Source organism: Ancylomarina sp. YFZ004 (assembly GCF_054254355.1).
This window is the reverse complement of sequence record NZ_JBTCHQ010000001.1, coordinates 515,333-539,184: the sequence shown is the minus strand read 5'-3', so window position 1 is coordinate 539,184 and position 23,852 is coordinate 515,333. Positions and strand designations below refer to the sequence as shown.

The window sequence follows — 23,852 nt, the reverse complement described above, 5'->3', positions numbered from 1 at the left end:
CATTTGATAGGTAACTATCAAATATAATGCAACAAAAATCTTGTTAGTAGGATTGGCGTTAGATCATATTTGGGTTAATGACTTAAACTGTTCAGAAAAGTATTCATTCTTTTTTGAGCAGTTTTTGTATATTTTAGGCATAGGTTTAAGTTCTCACAATACAGTTATCGATGAAGAATTGGACAAAGTTTTTTAAGAAGCATCATAAGTGGCCATCTTTGGTTCTCACTCTATTTATTCTATTGTTTGCATTCTCTGGTATTGTGATGAATCATCGAGAAACATTTTCATCGGTAGATGTTAATCGAGATTATTTAGGAAGTGAATATCAATATAAGAATTGGAATAAGGCTGCTATAAAGTCAGGACTTCAACTTGAAGGAGACACAGCATTAATCTATGGTAATATTGGTGTTTGGAAGACAACTGATAATTATAAAAGTTTCGAAAATTTTAATGAAGGTTTTCCTGAAGGGATTGATAATTGTAAAATTGAGAAATTACTCAAAACAAGCTCGGGAGAACTTTATGCAGGAACTTTATTAGGATTTTATCAGTTTAAGAATAAAGCTTGGGTTAAGATAGAATTACCCGTCTTAGAGAACCGTGTTGTGGATTTGATTGAAGTGAAAGGTGATTTTTACGTTTTGACGCGTTCTCATCTATTGAAACAAAACTCTTCAGGATTTGAAACGCTTAATCTTTTGGCTAAAGCCGACTATGATGGTAAAATCTCCTTGTTTAAAACTTTATGGGAGGTGCATTCTGGTGAAGCTTTTGGTTTGCTTGGAAAACTATTTGTCGATTTCATTGGTTTGATTTTTATACTTCTATCAATCTCAGGAATCATCTATTTTATTTACCCTAAATGGATGAAACGATTGAAGGCTAAAGGACAGGTTGTTAGGGGGAAAGCAATATTTCTAAAGTTCAATTTGAAATGGCACAATCGCTTAGGCTATTGGATGATAATTTTTCTGATATTATCTGCCTTGACGGGTATGTTTCTACGCCCACCTTTATTAATCCCTATTGCAAATGCCAAAATCGATAAGCTACCATTTACTCACCTTGATGATCCTAATCCCTGGTACGATCAATTGAGAAGAATAATGTATGATGAGGAGTTGGATAGGGTGCTTTTAGCTAGCAATGAGGCTATCTATTATTCAGATGATTTCTTCGAGACAGCACCGGTGTCATTCCCAAATCAAGCACCTGTTTCAGTCATGGGTGTTAATGTTTTTGAGGTCGTGAAACCCGGTCAATATCTGGTTGGCTCTTTTTCTGGCTTATTTTATTGGGTTCCTGAAAGGGCCTTAATCTTTGATTATTTTACAAAGAAACCACATGTGACTGTCAAGAGAATGGGACCACCTATTTCAGCGCACCCAATTGCGGGTTATTTGCGCGATGTCAATGGACTCGAATTTGTTTTCGATTACAATTTAGGGGTGGGGAATATGACTGACGAAACTCACTTTGTTAATATGCCTGAGCAAATTCAAAAAGCTCCAATGTCTTTGTGGAATTTTTGTCTCGAGATTCATACGGGTAGAATTTATCAATACATCTTTGGGCAATTCTATATTCTATTTATACCTCTTGCAGGCTTGACCATACTTTGGATTCTAATAACTGGCTTGGTACTGTACTTGAAAAGGCAGAAGAAGTGATAAGAACAAAATAATTTAATTTAGCTTCGAGTATTCTCGGAGCTTTTTATTTTACTGTATTCTGTGGACTAGTTATCTTAAAAATGTTTATTTTCGATATAAAATAAATCTTAATCTGTAGCAAATGTTCGAATTCGACTCATATCAATTAATTATAGCAGGCTGTTTAATCATTTTGCTCTCCTTTATTTTTACTAAAATCGCAAACAAAACCCATATTCCATCCGTTCTAATGCTTATTGCTTTGGGTATTCTAATTCAGTATGGTTTAAAGCTAATGCATGTCCCCGAAATTAATTTTTTCCCAATACTCGAAGTAATCGGAATTATAGGTTTAATTATGATCGTTTTAGAGGCTGCACTTGACTTAGAATTGAAGAAAGAGAAAATTAATGTCATTATTAAATCCTTAGTTGTTGCTACCCTTGGTTTGGCTACGTCTTTGCTTGTTGCTTCAGCTATTATTTATTATATGATTCCTAATATGGACTGGCTTACATCCGTTTTGTATGCTACGCCATTATCTATACTATCTAGTGCTATTATTATTCCAAGTGTTGGAAAACTAAGTGAAGAAAAAAGGGAATTTCATGTTTATGAAAGTACTTTTTCTGACATTATAGGGATCATGCTGTTCTATTTTGTTTTGAATGTTATCGACTTTCAAAATCCCGATCCTTTAGCCACATCAGAAGTTATGCATCCTATTCTAAGTTTTGGGATAAGTATTCTCGTATCTTGCATAGTCGCTTTTGCTGCCAGTTATTTACTCTTGTATCTCTTCCAGTTTATTAAAGATGGAGCACATTTATTCCTATTGATTTCTCTTTTGGTTTTGCTTTATGCTGTAGGGAAAATGTTACACTTATCACCACTAATTATTATTCTGGTATTTGGGATAATTGCTCAAAATAATGAATTGTTTTATCGTGGTCGTTTACGAAAATATCTTCATAAGGAGAGGTTTGATGTTCTCAAACGAGAATTACATGTCATAACAATGGAATCAGCCTTTGTTGTCAGAACTTTTTTCTTCGTAATATTTGGTTTGAGTATTGTCGTTTCTAATCTGTTCGATTTTAGGGTGTTGGAGATTAGTTTAATGCTATTGGTTAGCATTTATGCCATACGTTGGTTATTTCTTCGTGCTTTTATAGGTTTTGATATTTTCCCGCAAATATGGATAGCGCCAAGAGGGTTAATTACAGTTCTACTATATTATGCCATTCCTCAAGAATATAGTAACGAGTCCTTTGATCCTGGTATTCTTTTGTTTATCATTATTTCAACTAGCCTGATTATGTCTTGGGGACTAATCCATTCTGCCATTGTTAAGGATATTCCTTTAATCATTAATCCAATTATTGAAGAAGAAATGCTTGGAGATGAAGAATTAGTTCATGGGGCTATTGATGATGAAAATGATTCCACTGGAGAATAGATTATTTTATTTCAAAAGACAGGCTCAGGATAAAATTTCGTCCTGGAGCTGAGATACCTGATGAATAGGGACGGTAAGCTGTGTCTAAAATGTTCTCAATACTAAAACCTAAAATGATCTTATCTCTAAATTGATACGAGTTATTTAGGTTAACACAAAGCCATGCTGGAGAATAGGGTAGGCCATTATCATCTTTTGCATAAAGATGTGGTTTATCTTGTTCTGTATCGGCCAGATCTTTATTGGAAATTTCTCCATTGTACTCAACGGATAGATTTGATTTCAGTTTTTTCGACTTGTATTTAAGAGCCATAGATGCAAAAGTCGGCGGAACATGTCTTAATGGGCTTCCATCTTTATATTCGCCTTTAGAGCGATTGTAATAAGCATTCAATACTAGTTTAGAAGTTAGTTGAGCATTCGCTTTTAAGCTGAAACCATAAATAGTCGCTTTATCATCGTTCACTATAGCTTGTACTTGACTTTCAACACCATCGTACATCAGAGTTGATTGTCCATTGAAGTTGAAATCTCTTCGAACCATTGCATCTTTCAAAATGGAGTAGAATCCATTGATAGCTACGTGTAAATCAGACGTAATATTCTTGCTCAGACTTGCATCCAAATTATAGGCGTATTCTGATTTAAGATCTTTATTTGGAACAACAACTTTTCCTGGCTCTGAGTCAAAAACTTTCCCTATATCGTCAATATTAGGAGCTCTGAATCCTGTTGTTGCATTTAGTTTTAAAATGTAGTCGTTATTGGTTTGTAGTGTCGCCCCAATACTCCCATTTATAGCTCCGGTATTTAAATCTAAGTTGTCGAAAGGGAAGTCGTAAAATTCTGTATCTAAATTCGATTTTAACCAAATATGTGAATAGCGAAAACCTCCATTTATTGTCCATTTAGCATTAAGTTTCCATTTTAGGTTGACGTAGGATGCCAGACTTGAATAACTTGAATTATCAGGATAACGACTCGCAAGTGGTGAGGTCTCTGAGTTTAAAATGTTGTTTTTGTAAGCAGTAGAATTCAGGTGATTGAATACATATTCAGCGCCATAAAAAAGTTCGAATTGCTCATTAAATTTCTTGTTAAAATCGATATTAGTTGAGAAAATATCAAGCTCTTCGAATCGATTACTAATATTATCCTTGTTTAATTTTCTTGAATGTCTACTCTCTTTATAGTTTTGATAAGCAGAAATAAATTTAAAGCCATCGAATAATGTATTTGCTTTTTTATTTGTGATATTCAGTGAATGAAACTGAAGTTGTTGTGGACCATAATACCAGTCAGCATACTTTAGTTCGTCACCAGAATGCTGGATTAATCTATCGTATCTGGGGATGTCTGAAGTCGTGGAATATAGGAAGTTATATTGTAATTCAGTATTTTCGGAGGCTTTATATCTTAGCTTTTGAATGATATTAAATTGCTCAAATTTAGTCCCTTCTTGCACATGAGGATCTGAATTTGCAATGATTTTATCTTCATCATCTTTTCGAATTACATATTCGTTTCTATTGTATTGATTGGTACCATTTTGTCCCATCTTCAAATCCGAATAATCAGAATGACTAATACTTCCCGCATAACTCAATTTATGGTTTCCCACAAAGTATCGAGTGTGAACTCCAAGTTCATGATTAGCTGAGGCATATTTTGTTTTGTGGTTGAGTTGAAAATTAAAGCTTGAATCTGTCGAAAGTTTTGGCATGATTGTGTGAAAATCCATAACACCACCAATCGCATCGCTACCATATATAACCGATCCAGGTCCAAGAACCACTTCTGCTGACTCTAAGCTATAAGGATCTATATTGAGCAGATTCTGTAAGTTACCACTTCTGTATATTGCATTATTTAAACGAACACCATCTAGAACAATTAGAACTCTATTGGCTGCAAATCCTCTAATCATTGGGCTACCTCCACCCATCTGGCTCTTTTGAATAAAGACTTGTCCACTTTCCTTAAGCAAGTCAGCTGATGTAGAAACTTCTGAGTTTTTGATTGCTTCATTATCAATGTGAATCAAATTTACAGGAACTTCATTGGGGTTTTGTTCCCATTTATTAGCTGCAATAGTTACTTCATTTATTTTAAATAGTTGTGGGTAAAGTTCCACAATGAATTTGTTTTGAGCTATTTTTTTGTACGTCAGATGTGAATTTTGAAATGAAGGGTGTTGGAAAAAGATAATGGCATCTTTCGAGAATTGTGAAATATCGGCTTCCCCCTTGTAAGAACTGGTTGTCGATGTCTTCTTGGTATATAAATAAACGTTTTCTATCGATTTCTGGGTAGATGCATTTATAATTTTGATATTTTGAGACTGAGATAAAAACGAAAAGCCCACAAAAAGGCAGAAGAGTATAGATTTTTGCATATAGTATTATTAGAACCGACTTGTAAATCTAGTTTGTATATTGATTGTTTTTATGAACAGTACAAATTTATAATAAACTTTGATATAAATATTATAAAAACAAAAGCTTGTCTTTGTAGACAAGCTTTTGTTTTTTAAGGAATGGTTTAGCTTTATTGCATTGCAAGCTGATCACCTTGATCGTAAACAACATCTTTAGGAATCTTAGCTCTCTGAATACGATATAAGTCATTCAGAAGTTCATTATGAATATAACCTTTGTCACGAATGATTTCTGATGCCATTTCATAATCACCGTTACCCTGAATTTCTAGAACAATTTTTGAAAGAGATTCAATAGCCTTCTTCATCTTATAATCATTAACCTTGTAAGTGCCCGTTTTAGAGTCGTATTTGAAAGCCTCCTTTTCTCTAAAATAGTTGAATCGAATCATATTGGCAACTCCTTGAGCATCGGTTACTCCAAATCGAATAGAACGGAAAACATCGGCCATGTGAGTCACATAATTATCCATTAAATCTACTTCTTTAAGCTCATTCATTTCGTGAAGCTTGGTTATGAAAAACATTCTTAAAACATCATTTTTTAATTCACGAATAATAGCATGATGTTCTTTTAGGGCATCTTTAACGCTACCTTTATTATTTATTGTTTGAGAGATACCAAGACTATTAGAAATTTCATAAAAAATAGTGTTCTGGAAGAAAGATGTAAACTTCACATGTTTCCTTTGTTTTTCATCGATAACGAGATCAGTAATTGGTCGAAGGATTTTTTGAAACTTGGCTTCCATTACATTCTTGAAATGTACCTTTCTCGAATTTGAAACAACTTGTTCTGTTCCTATTGGTAGATTTAAACCGATGAGTTTATTACCTGCATTACAATAGCCTGAATTATAAAGAACATCGTAAATGACTATATCTGAACTCTGGGCAGGCGCTTCTACCTTGAATTTTTCATCAACAGGTAAGGTTTTTTGTAAGTAAGGAAGAAGTAAAGCATATTTCTTAACATTTTCTGTCCATTGAACATTTCTTAGTAGAATAAACGCACCATATGAATATTTAGTCCAGATTAGATGATCCTCTAGATTTTCAATTGGACCTGCAATAAAGTCAATTTTATTGTCTTTTAAGTTCAGCCAAAGGGCATCGCTTTTTTTAAAATTATCAGTAAGTAAATCTTCCGCACGTTGTAATAAATATTCTTTAAAATCATCACAATCACACAATTCTGCTCCTTTTCTGATATGTTCAACTGCTTTGTCTATTTGAACTTTATAGGCAATGTGATATGGTAAAACCTTTAGATTACCTTTTGCGTCTTTTTTTACGATAGTGAAAGGTTCAAATTTTTCATTTCCTGGAATTGCAAAGAAATCATTTTGATTCATATCGTTAGGGAAAAAGCTAGCACCAAGAGGGCGAGGTGGATAATCATCAGTAAAAGGCGAGTTACCATCTAATCTATCCCAAGGACCGTAATTAATCATGGCGTAAGCCTTAATATCTGGATCGTCACCCATTTTATTTAATAGTTCATTCTTATCACCATAAGCCTGAAGCCAGTACAATTCGTCGATGGCATCAGCAGCTTTTAAAAGGTGTGAAAATAGTTTAGCATGTCCTTCTGATAGGCTGCTTAAATCAGCGCTGAGCTTAACCTTTGCATAATTTGCAAGCTTGCGTTGCATTACCGTGTCTTTTGTGGTTTTAACCTCTTTTTTATTAGGTTGGCAAGCAGTAATAGAAAAGAGTACCAGCAGAATGCTTAGGAAAAAAAGGTTGTGACGTTTCATAATCGAGGGTGTTTGACGTTAGATATTAATTGGAATATGTCAGCAATTATTCTGTGCAAACTAATAATAATGAATTGTTTAATTTCTAAGTTAAGGATTGTTTCGATTAATTACAAGAAAATTTCCCTGCTCATGGCTAAGCTATCTACTAGGAGAATGTATCTTGATATTTATTTTTATATAAATGATAGATAATGGCAAAAAAAAACTTGACTGGTATAATTCAGTCAAGTTTTTTATTATTAATCTCGTTTTATTTCTTCAGGATACTCTATGCGTGCATGATAAATATTGATCAGCATAAGAGTAAATATTTTTTTGACTTGATGAATATTTTTAAAACTGATATCCGCCATTTCAAATCGATTTTCAGAAATCTGTTTGTCAATAAGGTTGGTCACCAGAGTTTCAATTGTTTCAGGTGTTTTTTCTTTTAAACTCCTTGATGCTGCTTCAACTGAATCGGCCATCATTAGTACGGCGGTTTCTTTTGAAAATGGATCTGGCCCAGGATAGGTGAATTTTTCTTCATCAATTTCCTTATCAGGATATTTATTCTTGAACGATGTGTAAAAATATTGCACTCGGCCTGCACCATGATGCGTCTGAATAAAATCGATGATCTGCTGTGGTAATTTGTGTTTTTTAGCAATCTGAACGCCATACTTCACATGATCTGTAATAATTTGTGCAGATTTATCAAATTCTAAACTATCATGCGGATTTCTATTGGTCATTTGATTTTCAATGAAGTAGATGGGGTTCTTCATTTTACCAATATCATGATAAAGAGCACCCGTTCTAACCAAAAGTGGGTTGCCACCAATTTCGTTAATAGCAGCCTCTGCAAGATTCGATACCGTAAGTGAATGTTGGAAAGTACCTGGCGATTGCTGAATAAGTTGTCGTAAAACCGGATGGTTTTGATTGGCAAGTTCAATAAGAGTGACATCAGAAATGAAACCAAATAACTTTTCGAAGATGTAAATAAGTGAATAAGAAAAAGTCAGTAGTAGCCCATTTATGGCAAACCAAATAAAGTTTTTCCATTCGATTTCTTGAATACTCCCTTCTTGTGTGATAGCAAAGGCGAAATAGACAATACTATATGTGAAGAAGGTTATAATAGCGGTAATGACAAGTTGACCTCTTCTTTCCAATTGAGGTAATGAGTATATAGCCATAATTCCTGCAGAGAGTTGCAAGAATAGGAATTCAAAACTGTTAGGGGCTAAGAAACCGCATAATAGCAGCGATATAATAAAAATAAATAAGGCTGATCGGGAATCGAGAAGTGTTCTAAGTACAATGGGAATCAGAACAAATGGAATAATATAAATGTTGAATTTTGGGAACTTCATGATTAAACTTGAAAGTCCAACAAAAAGAATGACTAGAAGTAATATAAAAAGAAGCTTTTTATTGTCTTCAAGGATTTGCGTTCGGAAATTACGTAGATATAAAAATAGTAAAACGAGGCATGCTAGAATAAGTAAGCTTTGTCCCCCCATAATGAGGTAGTGACTTTGTGAGGAACCTAATATACTTTCATATTCCCGTTTAAGAGATTCCAAAATTCTGAACGTATCCTCATCTATAATATCACCGATCAAAGCAATACGAGTTCCAGAAGTAACTAAGCCTTTGGTAAGCGAAATATTACTTAGCATGCTTTGCTTAACCTTCTCAGACATATCCTTGTTATATAGAAGATTAGGGCTTAAGTAAGTATCCAGATTTAAATTCTGAAAAAAGCTTTGGTAGCTTTGGCTTTTGAAATCATTTTTTAAGCTATTGCTAATATAATCATAAGCAATTTTAGGTGTGTATAAGCTTTTGGATTCAACTTTCTCACTTACATTATTAACTGTGCGATTAATTTTCTCAGGTAAGGTAAATTTAGTGTTGGAGTCTTCCAAAATTCCAACATCATAAATCCCTGAAATAATATCTTGAAAGTAGAGTAGTAGACGTTTTTTTTCTATCGAAACTGTCGATTTTTTGTTGTTGAGATTTCTGAAACTTTCAGTCTGAGAATAAGTATCCCATTTTTTCTCAAAATTGGTATTGAATTTACTCTTTATATCATTTAGAACTTCAGGTTTGTATTGATAATAAGGGGAATAGTTTGCAAGAAGACTATCTCTATTTTCGTTTAATTCTGCTTCCGTTTTATGAATGGCGAAATCGAAAGGAGCGATAAGTGTTTCGTGCATCCAGGGCTTACCCTTCTGATACTCATACCTGAAATTACCAATATTAGGATAAATTAGAGATAGAACACCTAAAGCGATAATGAAAAGTAAAACTCGATATATAGCATTGATATTCTGTCGAATCCAGCGAATGTATTTCTTCATATTTTATAGATTGGAGTCTGTCTTTAACCTGAGATTATAATCAAAATGTTCAGATAAAAGTAATCATTATCCTTTAAAATAAGGCCTTATTGCCTCTTTTTGCATTAATATTAAGCTTATGGGAAAAAAGGGAGTAATTCATTTGATTTATTTATATATTTGATACAATTACGTTCAATAAAATGATTTTAGTATTAATCTGTTTCTTAAACTTGTATTGCAAATGACCTATGGCATTTCTGATTTAAGTATTATTCCTGTTCGAAGTGAACCAACTGAAAAAAGCGAAATGGTAAGTCAAATTCTTTTTGGCGAGCATTTTGAGATAACAGAGTCTACTGAAAAATGGACGAAAGTTAAATTAGCTTTTGATAGCTATGAAGGTTGGGTAGATAGTCTGATGATTACAAATATCGAAGAGGATCTTTTTAATAAGTTGAATAAGGACTTTCCGGTTGTGGCAAATGATACTTTCAATTTAGTCTTTCAGGAAAAGGATTATTCAAATAAGCTTATTGTTCCTGGGAGTTCATTCCCATTTTGTAATTTGGATAAAAAAACTTTTTTATTGGCAGATAAGCTTTACCATTATCAAGGTGTTGTGTCATCTAATGGCAAAAAGTCTGAAGAGCTTAGAGATTCTATAATTGAATCTGCATTGAAGTATTTTAATGCACCTTATTTGTGGGGAGGACGTACACCTTATGGTATTGATTGTTCTGGTTTAAGCCAAATCGTATACAAGTTAAATGGTATTGGCTTACCTCGCGATGCTAGTCAGCAAGTAAAAGAAGGTGAAGTATTGACTTTTGTAGAAGAAGCCTTACCAGGAGATTTAGCCTTTTTTGATAATGCAAACGGTGCTATAACCCATGTTGGTATTATTTGGGACAGGCACAAAATTATACATGCCTCAGGGAAAGTAAGAATTGATAATGTGGATCACATCGGAATTTTTAATGTCGATACCCAGCAATATTCACATAAGCTTAGAGTGATAAAAAGGATTATTATTTAATATGAATATATGATATACTAATAAGGCCACTATTCCTCGAATAGTGGCCTTATTAATTTTTATATTGGAAGCTCTTATAAAAAAAGTAGTAAGCTAGCAGCCATAACTGCCATTCCAGCTATCAGACCGTAAATTGCAATATGGTGTTCGCCATATTCTTCGGCTGTTGGTAGAAGTTCGTCCAGTGAAATAAAGACCATAATACCCGCAACACCACCAAATAGAGTACCAAAGATGGTATCATTCAATCCCAAAAAGGAATAAATAAGTGCGAAACCGATCAATGCGCCAATAGGTTCAGCTAAACCAGATAGAAAGGAATACAAAAATGCTTTTTTTCTACTACCTGTTGCATAAAATATTGGGACTGATACTGCGATTCCTTCAGGAATATTGTGAATCGCAATAGCCACTGCAATAGGAATGGCAATACTAGGATCTGTCAAGGCTGCAGCAAATGTTGCTAACCCCTCAGGAAAGTTGTGGATGCCAATAGCTAATGCTGAAAACATTCCCATTCTCATTAATTTTTTATCTTTTAATTTTTTCTCATCAAGATCTTCAATTTTTTTGACTTCGTGAGGATTCTCATATGAAGGTATCATTCTATCGATGATGGCTATAAAAAGAATTCCCCCGAAAAAGGATAAAACGGTGTAAATGGTTCCGTTTACTTCTCCGTGCGCACCAACTAAGGCATCTTTTGCTTTTTGTAAAATTTCGACAAAAGAGACGTAGATCATTACTCCAGCAGAGAAACCTAGTGATAAGGATAAAAACTTAGTATTTGTTCGCTTTGCAAAGAAAGCAATAGCACTACCAATACCGGTAGAAAGTCCTGCAAAAAGTGTGAGCCCAAATGCAAAAGCAACTGTGTCAAAATCAAATTCCATATAGCTTGTTTTGTTTTTTTTATTGTTTTTTGAAATACAAAGATAGAATTATTAAGAACAAATCTTAATAAGGTGATTTATTTTTTTGTAAATGAAAAAATCATGTTTTAAATTTACTATAATTATCGATGAACGTTTAATCTAATGATTCTACTATGACTTATTTTATCTCAAATGAATGTATTGCATGTGGTTCTTGTATGAATGAATGCCCGGTCGACGCTATTTCGGCCGGAGATATATTTGTTGTTAATTCAGATGATTGTATTGACTGTGCTGCTTGTGCAGAGGTTTGCCCTGTAGATGCTATTTCTGAGATTTAATATTTTTTTCATAAAATACTAAAAAGAGGATGTTCAATTATGAATGTCCTCTTTTTGCATCTGGATTTCACTGGCGTTTATATATCTTATAATTAAACAAAATATCAGTGATTGTGATTATATGTGTCTTTGGCTATCCAATATTTATCGAGCTTTACATTCTGATTTGGTGGGTGCTGTTTTGTGAAAGTTTAGCTGTTTGAAGCAATTTTTGTTCGAAAACAGAAAGAATTAAAGAGTTGTGACAAAATAAAGTATAGTCTGTTAATTGTATCTGTTTGACTATAAGCTGTATATTATAATTTTTACTATGACGTTTTTAAGAACGAGAAATGGAATATGCTGATTAATAGGGTGTTGTTTATTGAATCGCCTATAGATAAGGGCTTGTTGCAAGAAACGGCAATAACAGATAAGTAGATGTGTTTATCCGTTGTTGTGCTTATGATCATAAAATCACAATACATATTTAATTATTCCAAAATGAACATGTAATTTTAATATGTGTAATAGGCTGAATAATAGTGATTTGAGATGTGTTAAATGTTTTTAAAAGATGATTTTATTTGTTAATTTATATGCTTGATAATCACAAGTTATTAATTAACTAAAAATTAATCTATGAAAAAACTGACCTCTCTTGTTTGTGCTTTCCTATTAATAATAAACGTTGTTAATGCACAAACAAAGCAAATTACTGGTACAGTTACCAGTGCAGATGACGGCTTAGGCATGCCTGGTGTATCTGTTGTTATTAAAGGTACAACAGTCGGTTCTAGTACCGATATTGACGGGAAGTATATTATAGAAGCTCAAGCTTCAGATATACTGGTATTTAGATTTGTGGGTATGGTTGCACAGGAAAAGACTGTAGGTAGCCAATCTGTAATTAATGTTGTTATGGAAACTGAATCTATTGGAATGGATGAGGTTATTGTAACTGCAATTGGTGTTTCCAGATCTCAAAAGAGTTTGGGATATGCAGCAACATCTGTAAATAGTGAAGAATTAACAAAGGCAGCACCAATGAGTGCACTCGGTGGTATTCAAGGTAAGGTTGCTGGTGTTCAAATTTCTTCTGCTTCTGGTTCTCCTGGAGCTTCTACTAAAGTTATTTTGCGTGGTTATTCTTCAATAACAGGTAGTAACCAACCTTTATATGTTGTTGACGGAACTCCTGTTGATAATAGACGTACAGGTGAAATTGGAGCAAATCGTTCGACTGACTTTGGTAATAATGCGAATGATATTAATCCTGATAATATTGAGTCTGTAACTATTTTGAAAGGTGCTTCGGCAACTGCTCTTTATGGTTCTAGAGCTGCTAATGGTGTGATCATGATCACTACTAAGTCAGGTAAAGCTGGTAAACTGAAAGTCAGTTACTCAGGTTCTTTCGACATAAGTACTCCATTGAGATTGCCTCAATTGCAGAATGATTTCGGTCAAGGTTGGAGTGGACATTTTGCTTCTGAGGAAAATGGTTCATGGGGACCTAGATTGGATGGCGAAATTCGTCCATGGGGAAACGTTGTTGATAACCAGCAATTACTTAAGCCTTTCAAAGCTCAAAAGAATAACTTGAGAGATTTTTATGACTTGGGAACAACCTTAAATCAGTCAGTTACGATTAGTGGTGGTAGCGAAAAGGCTTCTTATCTACTTTCTTATAATAATGTTGATGCTGATGGTATCGTTCCAACTGATGCAGACTCATATAAGAGAAATGCAATCAGTTTTAAAGGCTCTACGACATTCAATAAGTTTGTGGCTACAACTTCTATGAACTATGTTCGTAAGAATGCGAAGGCTGTTGCTACAGGACAAGGATCAAGTACAGGAGCAACTCTATTTCAGGAGATTATTCAGATTCCTAGAGATGTCAGTATTGTTGATATGAAAGATTACAATAACAAGTTCTATAATGTTGATAATTTTTATACGCCTTATGCACAGAATCCTTATTTCGTATTGAACGAAAATGGTAATGAATTTACTTCTGATAGAATTTATGGTAATATTGCTTTAGATTATGAATTTACATCAGAATTATCTGCTACAGCTCGTATTGGTACTGATGTCACGAATTCATATTTGCAAGACTGGCAGGCCATTGGTCGTCCTAAAGCAGGTAGTCCGAACTTTAGCCGTGCTCCTGATGTTGGTGGAGTACTAGAAGAGTCCCGACATTCAAGAGAGCTTAATGCTGATGTGATTTTGAAATACAAAAAAGATCTTAATGAGGATATTAATTTGAATGCTCTTGCCGGTTGGAATGTAACTCAAAATAATTTCAGGCGTCAAACGAGTTCTATTGAAGAGTTGACCATCCCTAATTTCTATTCACTATCGAATAGTCCTAATCCTCCAACAACTGAAACCTTTTACCAAGACAAGCGTTTGTATGGAGTTTATGCACAAGCTGACCTTGCATTCAGAAACTACTTGTTCTTGACATTGGTTGCTAGAAATGACTGGTCTTCTACTTTACCTTCAGATAACAACTCATTTTTCTATCCTGGTGTAAGTTTAGGCTTTATTTTATCAGATGCTATTGAGTCTTTAAAATCAAAGACAATAACTTTTGCGAAGGTTAGAGGTTCTTGGGGTAAGACAGGTAATGATGCAGATCCATATAATATCTTTAATACACTAGTTGCAGGTAATGCTGCAGGCGGATTTGGTAATTTGATATTTCCTCTTAAGGGTGTTTCTGGTTTCGAAATTGCTAACCAATTAGGTAATCCAGCTTTAGAACCAGAGATCACTACAGAGTGGGAATTTGGTCTTGATGCTCGTTTCTTTAATAGTAGAATTGGTATTGACTTTGCATACTATAGTAAAGAAACGGATGGACAGATTCTTGCCGTTGACGTTGCTGCAACCTCAGGTTTTACTTCTAAGGTTGTAAACTTCGGTAAGGTTGAAAATAAAGGTATTGAACTTCAAGTTACTTTAGTTCCTGTTAAAACTCCTGATTTTACCTGGGATTTAAATTGGACATTCTCCAACAATAGAAATAAAGTTCTTGAGTTACCTGATGGACTAGATAAGGTCGAGATTTATTCAGCATTCGGAATTGAATTTAATGCTGTTGTTGGTCAGCCTATCGGTGTATTTAAAGGACATACTGCCAAGAAAGATCCTAATGGCAATATCATCGTAAATGAATCTACTGGTATTCCTTTAGAAGGTGAAAAAGAAGTATATGGAAATGCAGAAAGTGATTTCCAAATGGGTCTTAGTAATAACTTTAAGTACAAGAACTGGAATTTAGGATTCTCATTTGATTACCGTCAAGGTGGTTTAATGTATTCTTATACTTCTCGTTTGAATTACTTTGTGGGTAATGCGACTAAGACAACTTATAACGGTAGAAATCCTTTTATAGTTCCTGGTTCTGTAATTGAGAATACTGATGGAACTTTCTCTGAAAATACGACTGCAGTTGATAAGCAGCACATTAATGAGTATTGGAATCAAACTAACAATCCTTCGATGTCTCGTGAGCACGTGTTAGACAAAACTTACGTAAAAATGAGAGATCTAACACTATCTTATAGTTTCAATGAAGCTATGTTGAAGAAAACGCCTTTTACTCAGTTGGCTTTAACTGCTTATGGAAGAAACCTATTCTTGTGGACTCCAAAAGGGAATAATTTTATTGACCCGGAAGGTTCAACTTTCGGTAATGATTTGAGAAGTGAGTTTGGTGAATTTGGTGGAGGACCATCGGTAAGAAGCTTCGGTCTTTCTCTTAAAGCTCAATTTTAATAAACCAATAAAATTTATAAGATGAAAAAAATATCAATATATATTTTAGGCCTAGTAATGTTATCTGCATTGTGGGGCTGTGAAAAGGATTATTTGGAAGTCAATATCGACCCCAATAATGCTCCTGTGGAGCAAGGAACTCCTGAATTAGTTTTTCCTGCTGCTATTGCATCTTCAGCTGCACGTATTGGTGGTGAATATGCTATTGTTGGTGGTATGTGGGCACAGTTTTGGGCTCAATCCAATGCGGCCAATCAATATAAATTAATTGACCAGTATAATGTTAATTCAAGTAGGTTTAATGGTTCGTTTACTGAAATGTTTTCAGGAGCTTTAAATGATTATACCTTTGTAATTAATAGTGCAGAGGAAACAGAGAATTGGATTTTCTACCTAATGGGTACTGTAATGAAAGCTTATAATTATCAGGTAATGGTCGATCTGTACGATCAGGTGCCTTACGATGAGGCTTTCCTTGGAGATAATAATTTGGCTCCAGCTTACGAAGATGGAAAAACAGTATATGGTAAGCTAATTGCTTCAATTGATAATGCTTTAACAAAGGATTTTGATGCAATAACCAATTCTGTTCCTGGTAAAACTGATCTACTTTTTAGTGGTAATTTGACATTATGGAAAAAATTTGCGAATACATTGAAATTGAAAATGTATTTAAGAATGGTGAATGCTGATCCTTCAGCTGGACAAACTGGTGTTGAATCTGTTTTTGCTAATGGTATTGGGTTCTTAGGACAAGATGCTGCTATGACTCAGTTTGAAGATGCACCCGATAAGAGTAATCCTCTTTACGAGTACAATTTCCGCCAACTTAATGTTGCAACTAATTTACGTGCAAGTAATACTCTAATGTCTTATTTAAAGTCAACTTCTGACGATGCTCGTTTAGCTGCTCTTTTCACGCCGGGTAGTGAAGGCCAATTTGCCTTATATCAAGGTCAATATGGTGCTTCTTCTACTGAAATTGACCCTGACAAACCTTCTGTAACGAAACAATCTGCTTTAGAGCCAGTACGTTTTATTTCAGCTGCTGAATCTTATTTTATGCAAGCTGAAGCAATTGTACGTTATGGTGTAGCTGGTGATGCAAAAGCAATGTATGATGCTGGTGTAACTGCTGCATTTAATCAATTCGGCTTTGATCCAGATAACTATGGTGATCTAATTTTTGATGCAAGTCCTTTTATTGCTCCTGGTGGTAAGTATGAGTTCCCAACTGCTGGAAGTCTTGAGAACATGATTGAAGCAATTATTGTTCAAAAATGGGTTTCATGTGCAGGTTCTCACTCCTTAGAGGCTTTCTTTGAACAAAACAGAACAGGTTATCCTCAAGTGAGTCCTGTTCCTGGTGATGATGATGCTTATGTAGCGGGTCAATTTACATACTCTTTAGAAGGTGTTACGGGTGGTTTATTTCCTAAGCGATTGGTTTTCCCTGATACAGAAATTAACCGTAACCCGAATACTCCAACTGTAGTTCCTGTTACTGAGAAAGTTTGGTGGTCTAAATAATTAAAGATATTATTATTATGAAAAAAATATTATTATATAGTTTTCTTCTGACCGTATTTTTTTGCGCTGTTTCTTGCGACAAAGATTCAGAAGATATAAGTACTGTTACAACATATGCTACCATTGAGTTTGAAGAATTTGTTGTTCGCTCATTAGGTGAGGCATTTACGCCTTCGGCAACTGCTTTTGAAGGTGAAACAGAGGTTGAGGTCATAATCTCAGGATCAGCAGATGTTAATACAGTAGGTGTATACATCGTTGATTATTCAGCTGTTAATTCTGATGGCTTTAGCGCAGCGTCTTCACAAACTGTTGTTGTTTATGATCCATCAGTAATTCCAACTGATGTTACAGGTGATATTCAGGACATAGGAAGAAATGAAAGAAAAGCGACTATCTCTTTAGTCGATGGGACAACAAATATTTTCTTTTGTACAGACTTTGCATTTGGAGGAACATTTCCAATGTATTTTACAATGGATGGAGATACTATGATTGTAATACCTCAGAATTTTATATTTGGTGTTACTAGTGTAGATGCTACATATGATCCTGCTGCAAAGGAATATGCTATTGTTGTAAATCCACAGGGGTTTGCTTATAATTTCGAATATCAATAACCTTAAAATCTTATTATGATGAAATTTAAATATATTATTGTTTTGTTGGTTATGGTGAGCTCTATAGTCGCCTGTGATCCGAACGATACAATCGAAGATTATTCTACCGAATATGTTTCTCCTTTAGGGGAAATGCTTGCCGGAGAGTGGTATGTTACCTATAAAGTAGATGGTGTAGATGTCTTTGATTTTGGTTACACTAAAGTCTCTTTATATAACGATGCTAAAAACGAAGGTAATAAATTATGGATTGATGATCATCAGAATTTCTGGTGGATGAAAGCTCTAGTAGATGCTAATTCAGAAGCTCTTACTTTCTCTGCAACTGATTCTGATGAAGTGTATGATGGCATTACTGTTACGATTACTAATGGTAAAGTTATTCCTGGTGGTGGTGTTACTGCTGCAGGTAATGTTTCAGATAGTATTTATATGGAAGTTGCTTATTCTAATGATGCTCCACGTGTGTGGACTGTTTCTGGTGTAAGAAGAACTGGTTTCCTTGAGGATGAACACGAATAATTCTATAATGCCTTGGTAATTAAAGAGCTGGATTTTATGATTCGGCTCTTTTTTTATTCTTCTTCAATTATTCTGATTAACTTATGATGTGTTTTTTATTTAAAATAATTGTGATGAAATCAAAACCTACTTCAGAACTGTTTTTTCAATTATCAAAATCAATTTTATTCTTTCCTAGAGTTTTTCTGGCTCTTATTTTCTTTATATCTGCTTTATCCCTTTCTTCTCAAGAAAAGGTTATTGTTGTAGGAGGATCTTTAGTTGCCCCTTTTTCTAGAGGTGCAAGTAAAACATCAAAAATCAATGAAATAGCCTACCAAAAGCAACTATTAGGTTCTTTTTATTTGGATGATGATTGGGCCGAAACTGATATCTACTTAATGAATGACAGCATTGTTTTGCGTGATATAAACACCAGGATAGATTTAAGTAATAATGTTTTAGAAATAAAAACGAAGGAAGATACATTGGTATTGCCAACTTATCGTATCAAGCGTATTTTCTTGAAAGAAAGAGAAGAAATTTTTGTTACTGAAAATATTGTTAAATCTGCTACTAATGGATTTTATCAAGTAATTGTGGATGATAAGTATTCTTTACTTTGCCAGCATAAAGTTAAGGTGGAGCGTTCGGATTTTAATATTATTACCAATTCGGGTAGTAGAGATGATAAGATTATTCAACAAGAATACTTCTATTTGTTTGTTGATGACAATCTTATAAAGCTTGAGAAAAGTAAAGGTAAATTCAAGAAACAATTTAAAAATAATAAGGAAATAGAAATGTTTTGTAGGCTGAGAAAAGTGAAACCGAAGAAAAAAGCATTTCTTATAGAATTGGTGAAATTTATAAATGAAGAGAAATTAGATCTTTAATTTTCTTTCGCTACTTCAAGCAGTTTGATGTATAGCTATTGAGGTGATATCTGCTTAATTTGGATGAAATCTGAAGCATTGTGCAATGATATTTACCCCTTAACGTAATTCAATATATAAATCTTATAAAAACAATTTGTTTCCTGTTTCTAATCCGAGAAGGCTTCATTACCTTTTGTTAGTATAACAAGGTTAGAATAGATTCTGAACTAATAATTAGTTTAGCAGAATTTTTTATTGTTTTTTAAGAATGCTTAATTGATAGACATTCAGTTTTATAGCCAGAATTAGAAATTCTAAAAGAATAAGGACTACCATAAATTTCTCAAGCCATTTTACCCACTTGTCGTCTGGGATTTTAGCAATTCCAAGTAAACCAATCAAAACACCAGAGGTTGGCGTAATTATATTGGTAAAATCATCACCAAACTGGAATGCCATAACAGTAGCTTGTCTTGATACACCAATTAGATCTGAGAATTGCGACATCATTGGCATTGTTAAAGCTGCCTTAGCAGATCCTGATGGAATAATAACATTGATGAAGTTTTGAATAATGTACATCATACCAACAGAGGTGATCTTACCAAAATCATTCATCGATTTTGAAATATAGAATAGGTTAGAATCAATGATCTGTCCTTCTTCAAGCACAATAAGAATACCTCCAGCCAAACCAACAATTAGTGCAGCCGATAGAATATCACTAATACTCTCAAGGAGTAGTTTGGTGATATCGTTGGCTGATTTACTATAGGCGATACTTGAGGAAATGGCCATTTTTGCCGTAAACCTAAAAAGAATATTGAAATTGGTATAAGCTACAGGTTAAAAACACCCGCTTCAATAAAATTGCATATAGACCCCATACTAAACGCAATTAAAGCCAGAAGGAACATTAATAAAATCAGAATAAAGAAATAAGGTTACAACACTTGAGTACGGAATATCTCTTGTATTTTATGTGTTTTTTTGCCAAAAGTCATATTGTGAATATTGGTTTTAATAAAGAAATGATATGGCTTTCGTTCTTATTTGAACATTTGGGGATGAACCTGACTTAAAAAATAATAACTGGATTTAATAGGCTGTTTGATTCTGAAGTGTTTAAGATAATTATAAATGTGAATTTTATAGTATCCGAATATGCTTATTGTATGTTATTTGATGATTAAAAGGATATTAAGGTATTGTAATAGCTATAAATAAAGGAATATTTCTCTATTAGTTGAAATGGTTGTCATTTTGCTTTTCATATTAAGCGTTTTATTATGTTGTATTTATTCACAACATATTAAATTATAGATAAATAATTATAGTCAGCAGGCTTCTTAATTGGTTGAGTGGTAAGGTTTTGTAAGGTAATAAATATTTTTAAAGTTTGAATTTATTAGTTAAATTATATCTTCATTGAGCACATGTTTATATTAACTAAAAAATCATTTTATGAAAAAACTGACCTTAGTTGTTTGTGTTTTCATGTTAACATTTCAAATTGTTAATGCACAAACAAAGCCCATCACTGGTACGATTACCAGTGCAGATGATGGGTTGGGAATGCCTGGAGTATCTGTTGTTGTTAAAGGTACTACAGTGGGTGCCAGTAGCGATATTAATGGAAAGTATGTTTTGGAAGCTAAAGCATCAGACATCTTGGTGTTTAGCTTTGTAGGTATGGTTTCGCAGGAAATTGCTGTTGGCGATAAAGCTGTAATTAATGTTGTACTCGAAATTGAATCATTTGGTATGGATGAAGTTATTGTAACTGCACTCGGTATTAAAAGATCTAAGAAAGCTCTTGGATACTCTGTTCAAGAGGTAAAATCGGAAGAGTTGATGAAGACAGGTTCGCCTGATCTTGCGAAAGCTCTTCAAGGTAAAGTTTCTGGTATTGATATTAAGCTTTCTAGTGGTATGCCAGGGGCTTCTTCTCAAATAGTTATTAGAGGATCACGTTCATTTACTGGTAATAATACACCTCTGTATGTTGTTGATGGAATGCCAATTGCAAGTACAGCTGCATATGATACCGAAGAGAGTGTTACGGGGGCGGATATCTCCAATAGAGCATTAGATTTAAATCCTAATGATATTGAAAGCATCAATGTTCTGAAGGGACAGGCCGCTGCCGCCTTATATGGGCTTCGCGCTTCAAATGGTGTTGTTATTATTACAACTAAAAGTGGTAAAGGTGGGGCTATAGGGGTACCTGTTGTTTCGTTAAATCAAACGACTAGTTTTGATTGGGTTTCAAGAACCCCTGATTATCAGAAAATTTGGGCTCAAGGTAATTCTGGTGTTTATGGACCAACGACATCATTATCCTGGGGATCTAAAATTTCTGAATTACCAAACGATCCTACTAATGGTGGCAATGCCAATGACCATCCTGGAATGTATAGAGTTCCTCAATTGGAAGATGGTGGTTTTGATCCATGGGTAAGTCCTAAAGTTTATAATAACTGGGATGATTATTTTGAAACGGGATCCACTTCTACTACCGGAATCAATGTTAGTCAAGCTACTGAGAAAGGACATTTTTCAATTGGAATTGGTTATACAGAGCAAGAAGGTATAGCTTTAAATAGTGGCATGGAGCGTTGGAATGGAAAAGCTATGGCTGAAAGTAAGCTGAATGAAAATTTCACTATTGGATTTTCAGCTAACTATGCAAAAACAGAAGTTGATAAACTATCCGGAGGTAACGATGCTTCATTGGCAGGTGTCTTGTCGGCTCCAAGTAGTTATAATTTAAAAGGATACCCAACTCATGTAGTTGGAGATCCATATGATCAGACTTATTATCGATCTCTTACTTTTGATAACCCCTATTGGTTACAGAACAATAATACTTTTAATGAGAAAACAGATCGCTTTTTTGGTAACGCCTATGTGACCTATGAAAAAGCACTAGGAACCGGCCTTGATTTAAGAGTTAAATATCAGCTGGGAATTGATTCTTATACGACCCATTATCAAGACATTTTCGGTTTTGGTAGTAAAGGGGGAGCAGGCTCTATTAATAATTATGGTGTCACTGATCAAACATATAACTCTTTAGTAACAGCCAATCTAGACTGGAAGATAAATGATGATCTTCAGTTTAATATCATTTTGGGTAATGAGTTAAATCATAACGAGATTAAAACCTATGATCAATTTGGTCAGGAGTTTAATTTTGGTGGATGGAATCACGTTGATAATGCAAACATTGTCACAGCTACTGAGGAACAGTTTAAAGATAGAACACTTGGTTTATTTGCAAGTATGTCTTTATCATGGAAGAGTATGTTATTCTTAAATATGACAGGACGTAATGATATAGCTTCCTCGATGCCACGAGATAATCGTTCCTTCTTTTATCCATCTGTATCCTTAGGCTTTGTTGCTTCCGAATTGCAGTTTGTTAAAGATGTAACATGGATCACCTTTGCTAAGATCAGAGGATCTTATGCTGAGGTAGGCCAGGCAGGTGAATTTCTTCAGAACTATTATACAAAGCCAATCTACGAAGGTGGTTTCTGGACAGATGAACCCATAACTTATCCATTGGATGGTGTTAATTCATATATTCCCTTTGATGAATTGTATGATCCTAATTTAAAGCCTCAGAATACAAAGTCGTATGAGATAGGTATAAATTTAAAATTCAAAAATAATCGATTTGGGATTGATTATACTTATTCCAGGCAGAATGTTGAGAATCAAATATTCGAGATTCCTTTGGCAGGTTCAACAGGAGCAGAAAGTCTGACTGCTAATGGTGGTGAAGTTCATACAGATGGACACGAAGTTGTCTTGTACCTAACTCCAATTTCGCTAAAAGATTTTACCTGGGATATGAGTTTCAATTATTCGAGGATTGAAAATGTTGTTGATAAACTGGCACCTGGAGTTGAGAGTATTTTCTTAGGTGGTTTTACAACTCCTCAAGTAAGAGCAGGTATAGGTGCAACTTATCCTGTAATTTATGGTTCTCAATACAGTAAAAATGATTTAGGACAGATCTTAGTTAATGAAGATCCTAACGCTGCTGATTATGGTATGCCAATGTCAGGTGAACCAGGTGTGATTGGATCTGTATCTCCTGATTTCATAGTGGGTGGATCAACTAATTTTATTTATAAAAATTGGTCACTAAGTGCCACTTTTGAATGGAAAGATGGTGGACAGATGTATTCAGGATCTAATGGTTTATTAGATTTATATGGTATGTCTGAACGAACAGAGGATCGTGAATCGACCTTTATTTTTGATGGTTATAAAGCTGATGGATCTAAAAATGATATAGCAAGAGGAGGCGCTGGTGATTCGAATGCTACTCAAACCTTATTTTCAGATGTATTGTCAAATATTGATGAATATTATATTCATGGGAACTCCTTTATTAAACTTAGAGAATTATCATTAAAGTATAATCTACCTAAAACAATGATTCCTAAAGTAGACGTTACTGTTACAACTTTTGTTCGGAATATTTTACTATGGACTGAGTTGGATAATTTTGATCCAGAGTCTTCTCAAGGTAATAACAATATGGCTGGTGGTTTCGAGCGTTTTTCACTACCTCAAACGACAAGTTTTGGATTTAGTGTCGATGTTAAATTCTAATCATTAATTTAT

At 34.2% G+C, this 23,852-nt stretch carries 15 protein-coding genes; 10 read left to right on the top strand and 5 right to left on the bottom strand.

The genetic code is table 11. From position 1 onward, the window contains the following. The first annotated feature begins 170 nt into the window (after positions 1-170). Both ACXR6G_RS02145 and ACXR6G_RS02140 read left to right on the top strand, forming a co-directional pair. Positions 171-1,676, top strand: coding sequence for a PepSY domain-containing protein (locus tag ACXR6G_RS02145; protein WP_458359754.1), 1,506 nt, complete (start codon positions 171-173; stop codon positions 1,674-1,676). 124 nt (positions 1,677-1,800) lie between these two features. Then, positions 1,801-3,117 (top strand): cation:proton antiporter domain-containing protein, encoded by a 1,317-nt coding sequence (locus tag ACXR6G_RS02140; protein WP_458359753.1) that lies wholly within the window; start codon positions 1,801-1,803, stop codon positions 3,115-3,117. 1 nt (position 3,118) lies between these two features. Here ACXR6G_RS02140 and ACXR6G_RS02135 read toward each other — a convergent pair whose 3' ends face one another. From ACXR6G_RS02135 to ACXR6G_RS02125, 3 genes are all read right to left on the bottom strand, one after another. Next, entirely contained in the window at positions 3,119-5,512 is a 2,394-nt protein-coding gene (locus tag ACXR6G_RS02135) for a TonB-dependent receptor plug domain-containing protein (RefSeq protein ID WP_458359752.1), read from the bottom strand. Between the two features lie 152 nt (positions 5,513-5,664). Then, complete coding sequence (locus ACXR6G_RS02130; RefSeq protein ID WP_458359751.1) at positions 5,665-7,314, bottom strand: dipeptidyl-peptidase 3 family protein; 1,650 nt, start codon at positions 7,312-7,314, stop codon at positions 5,665-5,667. Positions 7,315-7,556: 242 nt separating this feature from the next. After that, a complete protein-coding gene (locus ACXR6G_RS02125) occupies positions 7,557-9,674 on the bottom strand; it encodes an HD family phosphohydrolase (protein ID WP_458359750.1) in 2,118 nt (705 codons plus the stop codon). A gap of 223 nt (positions 9,675-9,897) precedes the next feature. Between ACXR6G_RS02125 and ACXR6G_RS02120 the strand changes: the two genes are divergently transcribed. Further along, a complete protein-coding gene (locus tag ACXR6G_RS02120) occupies positions 9,898-10,692 on the top strand; it encodes a C40 family peptidase (protein ID WP_458359749.1) in 795 nt (264 codons plus the stop codon). A gap of 74 nt (positions 10,693-10,766) precedes the next feature. Here the strand turns inward: ACXR6G_RS02120 and zupT are convergent, their stop codons facing one another. Further along, the gene (gene zupT, locus ACXR6G_RS02115; protein ID WP_458359748.1) at positions 10,767-11,585 is read right to left on the bottom strand and encodes a zinc transporter ZupT; all 819 of its coding nucleotides are present in this window, start codon (positions 11,583-11,585) and stop codon (positions 10,767-10,769) included. 155 nt (positions 11,586-11,740) lie between these two features. Here zupT and ACXR6G_RS02110 point away from each other — a divergent pair, with 155 nt between their 5' ends. From ACXR6G_RS02110 to ACXR6G_RS02085, 6 genes are all read left to right on the top strand, one after another. Next, complete coding sequence (locus ACXR6G_RS02110; protein ID WP_458359747.1) at positions 11,741-11,908, top strand: DUF362 domain-containing protein; 168 nt, start codon at positions 11,741-11,743, stop codon at positions 11,906-11,908. A 621-nt stretch (positions 11,909-12,529) separates the two neighbouring features. Beyond that, entirely contained in the window at positions 12,530-15,682 is a 3,153-nt protein-coding gene (locus ACXR6G_RS02105) for a SusC/RagA family TonB-linked outer membrane protein (protein WP_458359746.1), read from the top strand. 21 nt (positions 15,683-15,703) lie between these two features. Further along, positions 15,704-17,212 (top strand): SusD/RagB family nutrient-binding outer membrane lipoprotein, encoded by a 1,509-nt coding sequence (locus tag ACXR6G_RS02100; protein WP_458359745.1) that lies wholly within the window; start codon positions 15,704-15,706, stop codon positions 17,210-17,212. A gap of 17 nt (positions 17,213-17,229) precedes the next feature. Further along, positions 17,230-17,832 (top strand): immunoglobulin-like domain-containing protein, encoded by a 603-nt coding sequence (locus ACXR6G_RS02095; protein ID WP_458359744.1) that lies wholly within the window; start codon positions 17,230-17,232, stop codon positions 17,830-17,832. Positions 17,833-17,847: 15 nt separating this feature from the next. Continuing rightward, positions 17,848-18,354 carry a lipid-binding protein gene (locus tag ACXR6G_RS02090; RefSeq protein ID WP_458359743.1) on the top strand — a complete coding sequence of 169 codons (507 nt, stop codon included), beginning with the start codon at positions 17,848-17,850 and terminating at the stop codon, positions 18,352-18,354. A gap of 113 nt (positions 18,355-18,467) precedes the next feature. Further along, positions 18,468-19,229: a hypothetical protein gene (locus ACXR6G_RS02085; protein WP_458359742.1), complete on the top strand. Its 762-nt coding sequence runs from the start codon at positions 18,468-18,470 to the stop codon at positions 19,227-19,229. A gap of 234 nt (positions 19,230-19,463) precedes the next feature. Here the strand turns inward: ACXR6G_RS02085 and ACXR6G_RS02080 are convergent, their stop codons facing one another. After that, complete coding sequence (locus ACXR6G_RS02080) at positions 19,464-20,033, bottom strand: AbgT family transporter (protein WP_458359958.1); 570 nt, start codon at positions 20,031-20,033, stop codon at positions 19,464-19,466. A 642-nt stretch (positions 20,034-20,675) separates the two neighbouring features. Between ACXR6G_RS02080 and ACXR6G_RS02075 the strand changes: the two genes are divergently transcribed. Further along, positions 20,676-23,840: a SusC/RagA family TonB-linked outer membrane protein gene (locus ACXR6G_RS02075; RefSeq protein ID WP_458359741.1), complete on the top strand. Its 3,165-nt coding sequence runs from the start codon at positions 20,676-20,678 to the stop codon at positions 23,838-23,840. Positions 23,841-23,852: the final 12 nt, after the last annotated feature.

What these genes read in the sequence shown, in the direction of transcription:
- ACXR6G_RS02145 (WP_458359754.1), top strand. Translation starts at nt 171, where the DNA reads ATGAAGAATTGGACAAAGTTTTTTAAGAAGCATCATAAGTGGCCATCT.
- ACXR6G_RS02140 (WP_458359753.1), top strand. Translation starts at nt 1,801, where the DNA reads ATGTTCGAATTCGACTCATATCAATTAATTATAGCAGGCTGTTTAATC.
- ACXR6G_RS02135 (WP_458359752.1), bottom strand. Translation starts at nt 5,512, where the DNA reads ATGCAAAAATCTATACTCTTCTGCCTTTTTGTGGGCTTTTCGTTTTTA.
- ACXR6G_RS02130 (WP_458359751.1), bottom strand. Translation starts at nt 7,314, where the DNA reads ATGAAACGTCACAACCTTTTTTTCCTAAGCATTCTGCTGGTACTCTTT.
- ACXR6G_RS02125 (WP_458359750.1), bottom strand. Translation starts at nt 9,674, where the DNA reads ATGAAGAAATACATTCGCTGGATTCGACAGAATATCAATGCTATATAT.
- ACXR6G_RS02120 (WP_458359749.1), top strand. Translation starts at nt 9,898, where the DNA reads ATGACCTATGGCATTTCTGATTTAAGTATTATTCCTGTTCGAAGTGAA.
- zupT (WP_458359748.1), bottom strand. Translation starts at nt 11,585, where the DNA reads ATGGAATTTGATTTTGACACAGTTGCTTTTGCATTTGGGCTCACACTT.
- ACXR6G_RS02110 (WP_458359747.1), top strand. Translation starts at nt 11,741, where the DNA reads ATGACTTATTTTATCTCAAATGAATGTATTGCATGTGGTTCTTGTATG.
- ACXR6G_RS02105 (WP_458359746.1), top strand. Translation starts at nt 12,530, where the DNA reads ATGAAAAAACTGACCTCTCTTGTTTGTGCTTTCCTATTAATAATAAAC.
- ACXR6G_RS02100 (WP_458359745.1), top strand. Translation starts at nt 15,704, where the DNA reads ATGAAAAAAATATCAATATATATTTTAGGCCTAGTAATGTTATCTGCA.
- ACXR6G_RS02095 (WP_458359744.1), top strand. Translation starts at nt 17,230, where the DNA reads ATGAAAAAAATATTATTATATAGTTTTCTTCTGACCGTATTTTTTTGC.
- ACXR6G_RS02090 (WP_458359743.1), top strand. Translation starts at nt 17,848, where the DNA reads ATGATGAAATTTAAATATATTATTGTTTTGTTGGTTATGGTGAGCTCT.
- ACXR6G_RS02085 (WP_458359742.1), top strand. Translation starts at nt 18,468, where the DNA reads ATGAAATCAAAACCTACTTCAGAACTGTTTTTTCAATTATCAAAATCA.
- ACXR6G_RS02075 (WP_458359741.1), top strand. Translation starts at nt 20,676, where the DNA reads ATGAAAAAACTGACCTTAGTTGTTTGTGTTTTCATGTTAACATTTCAA.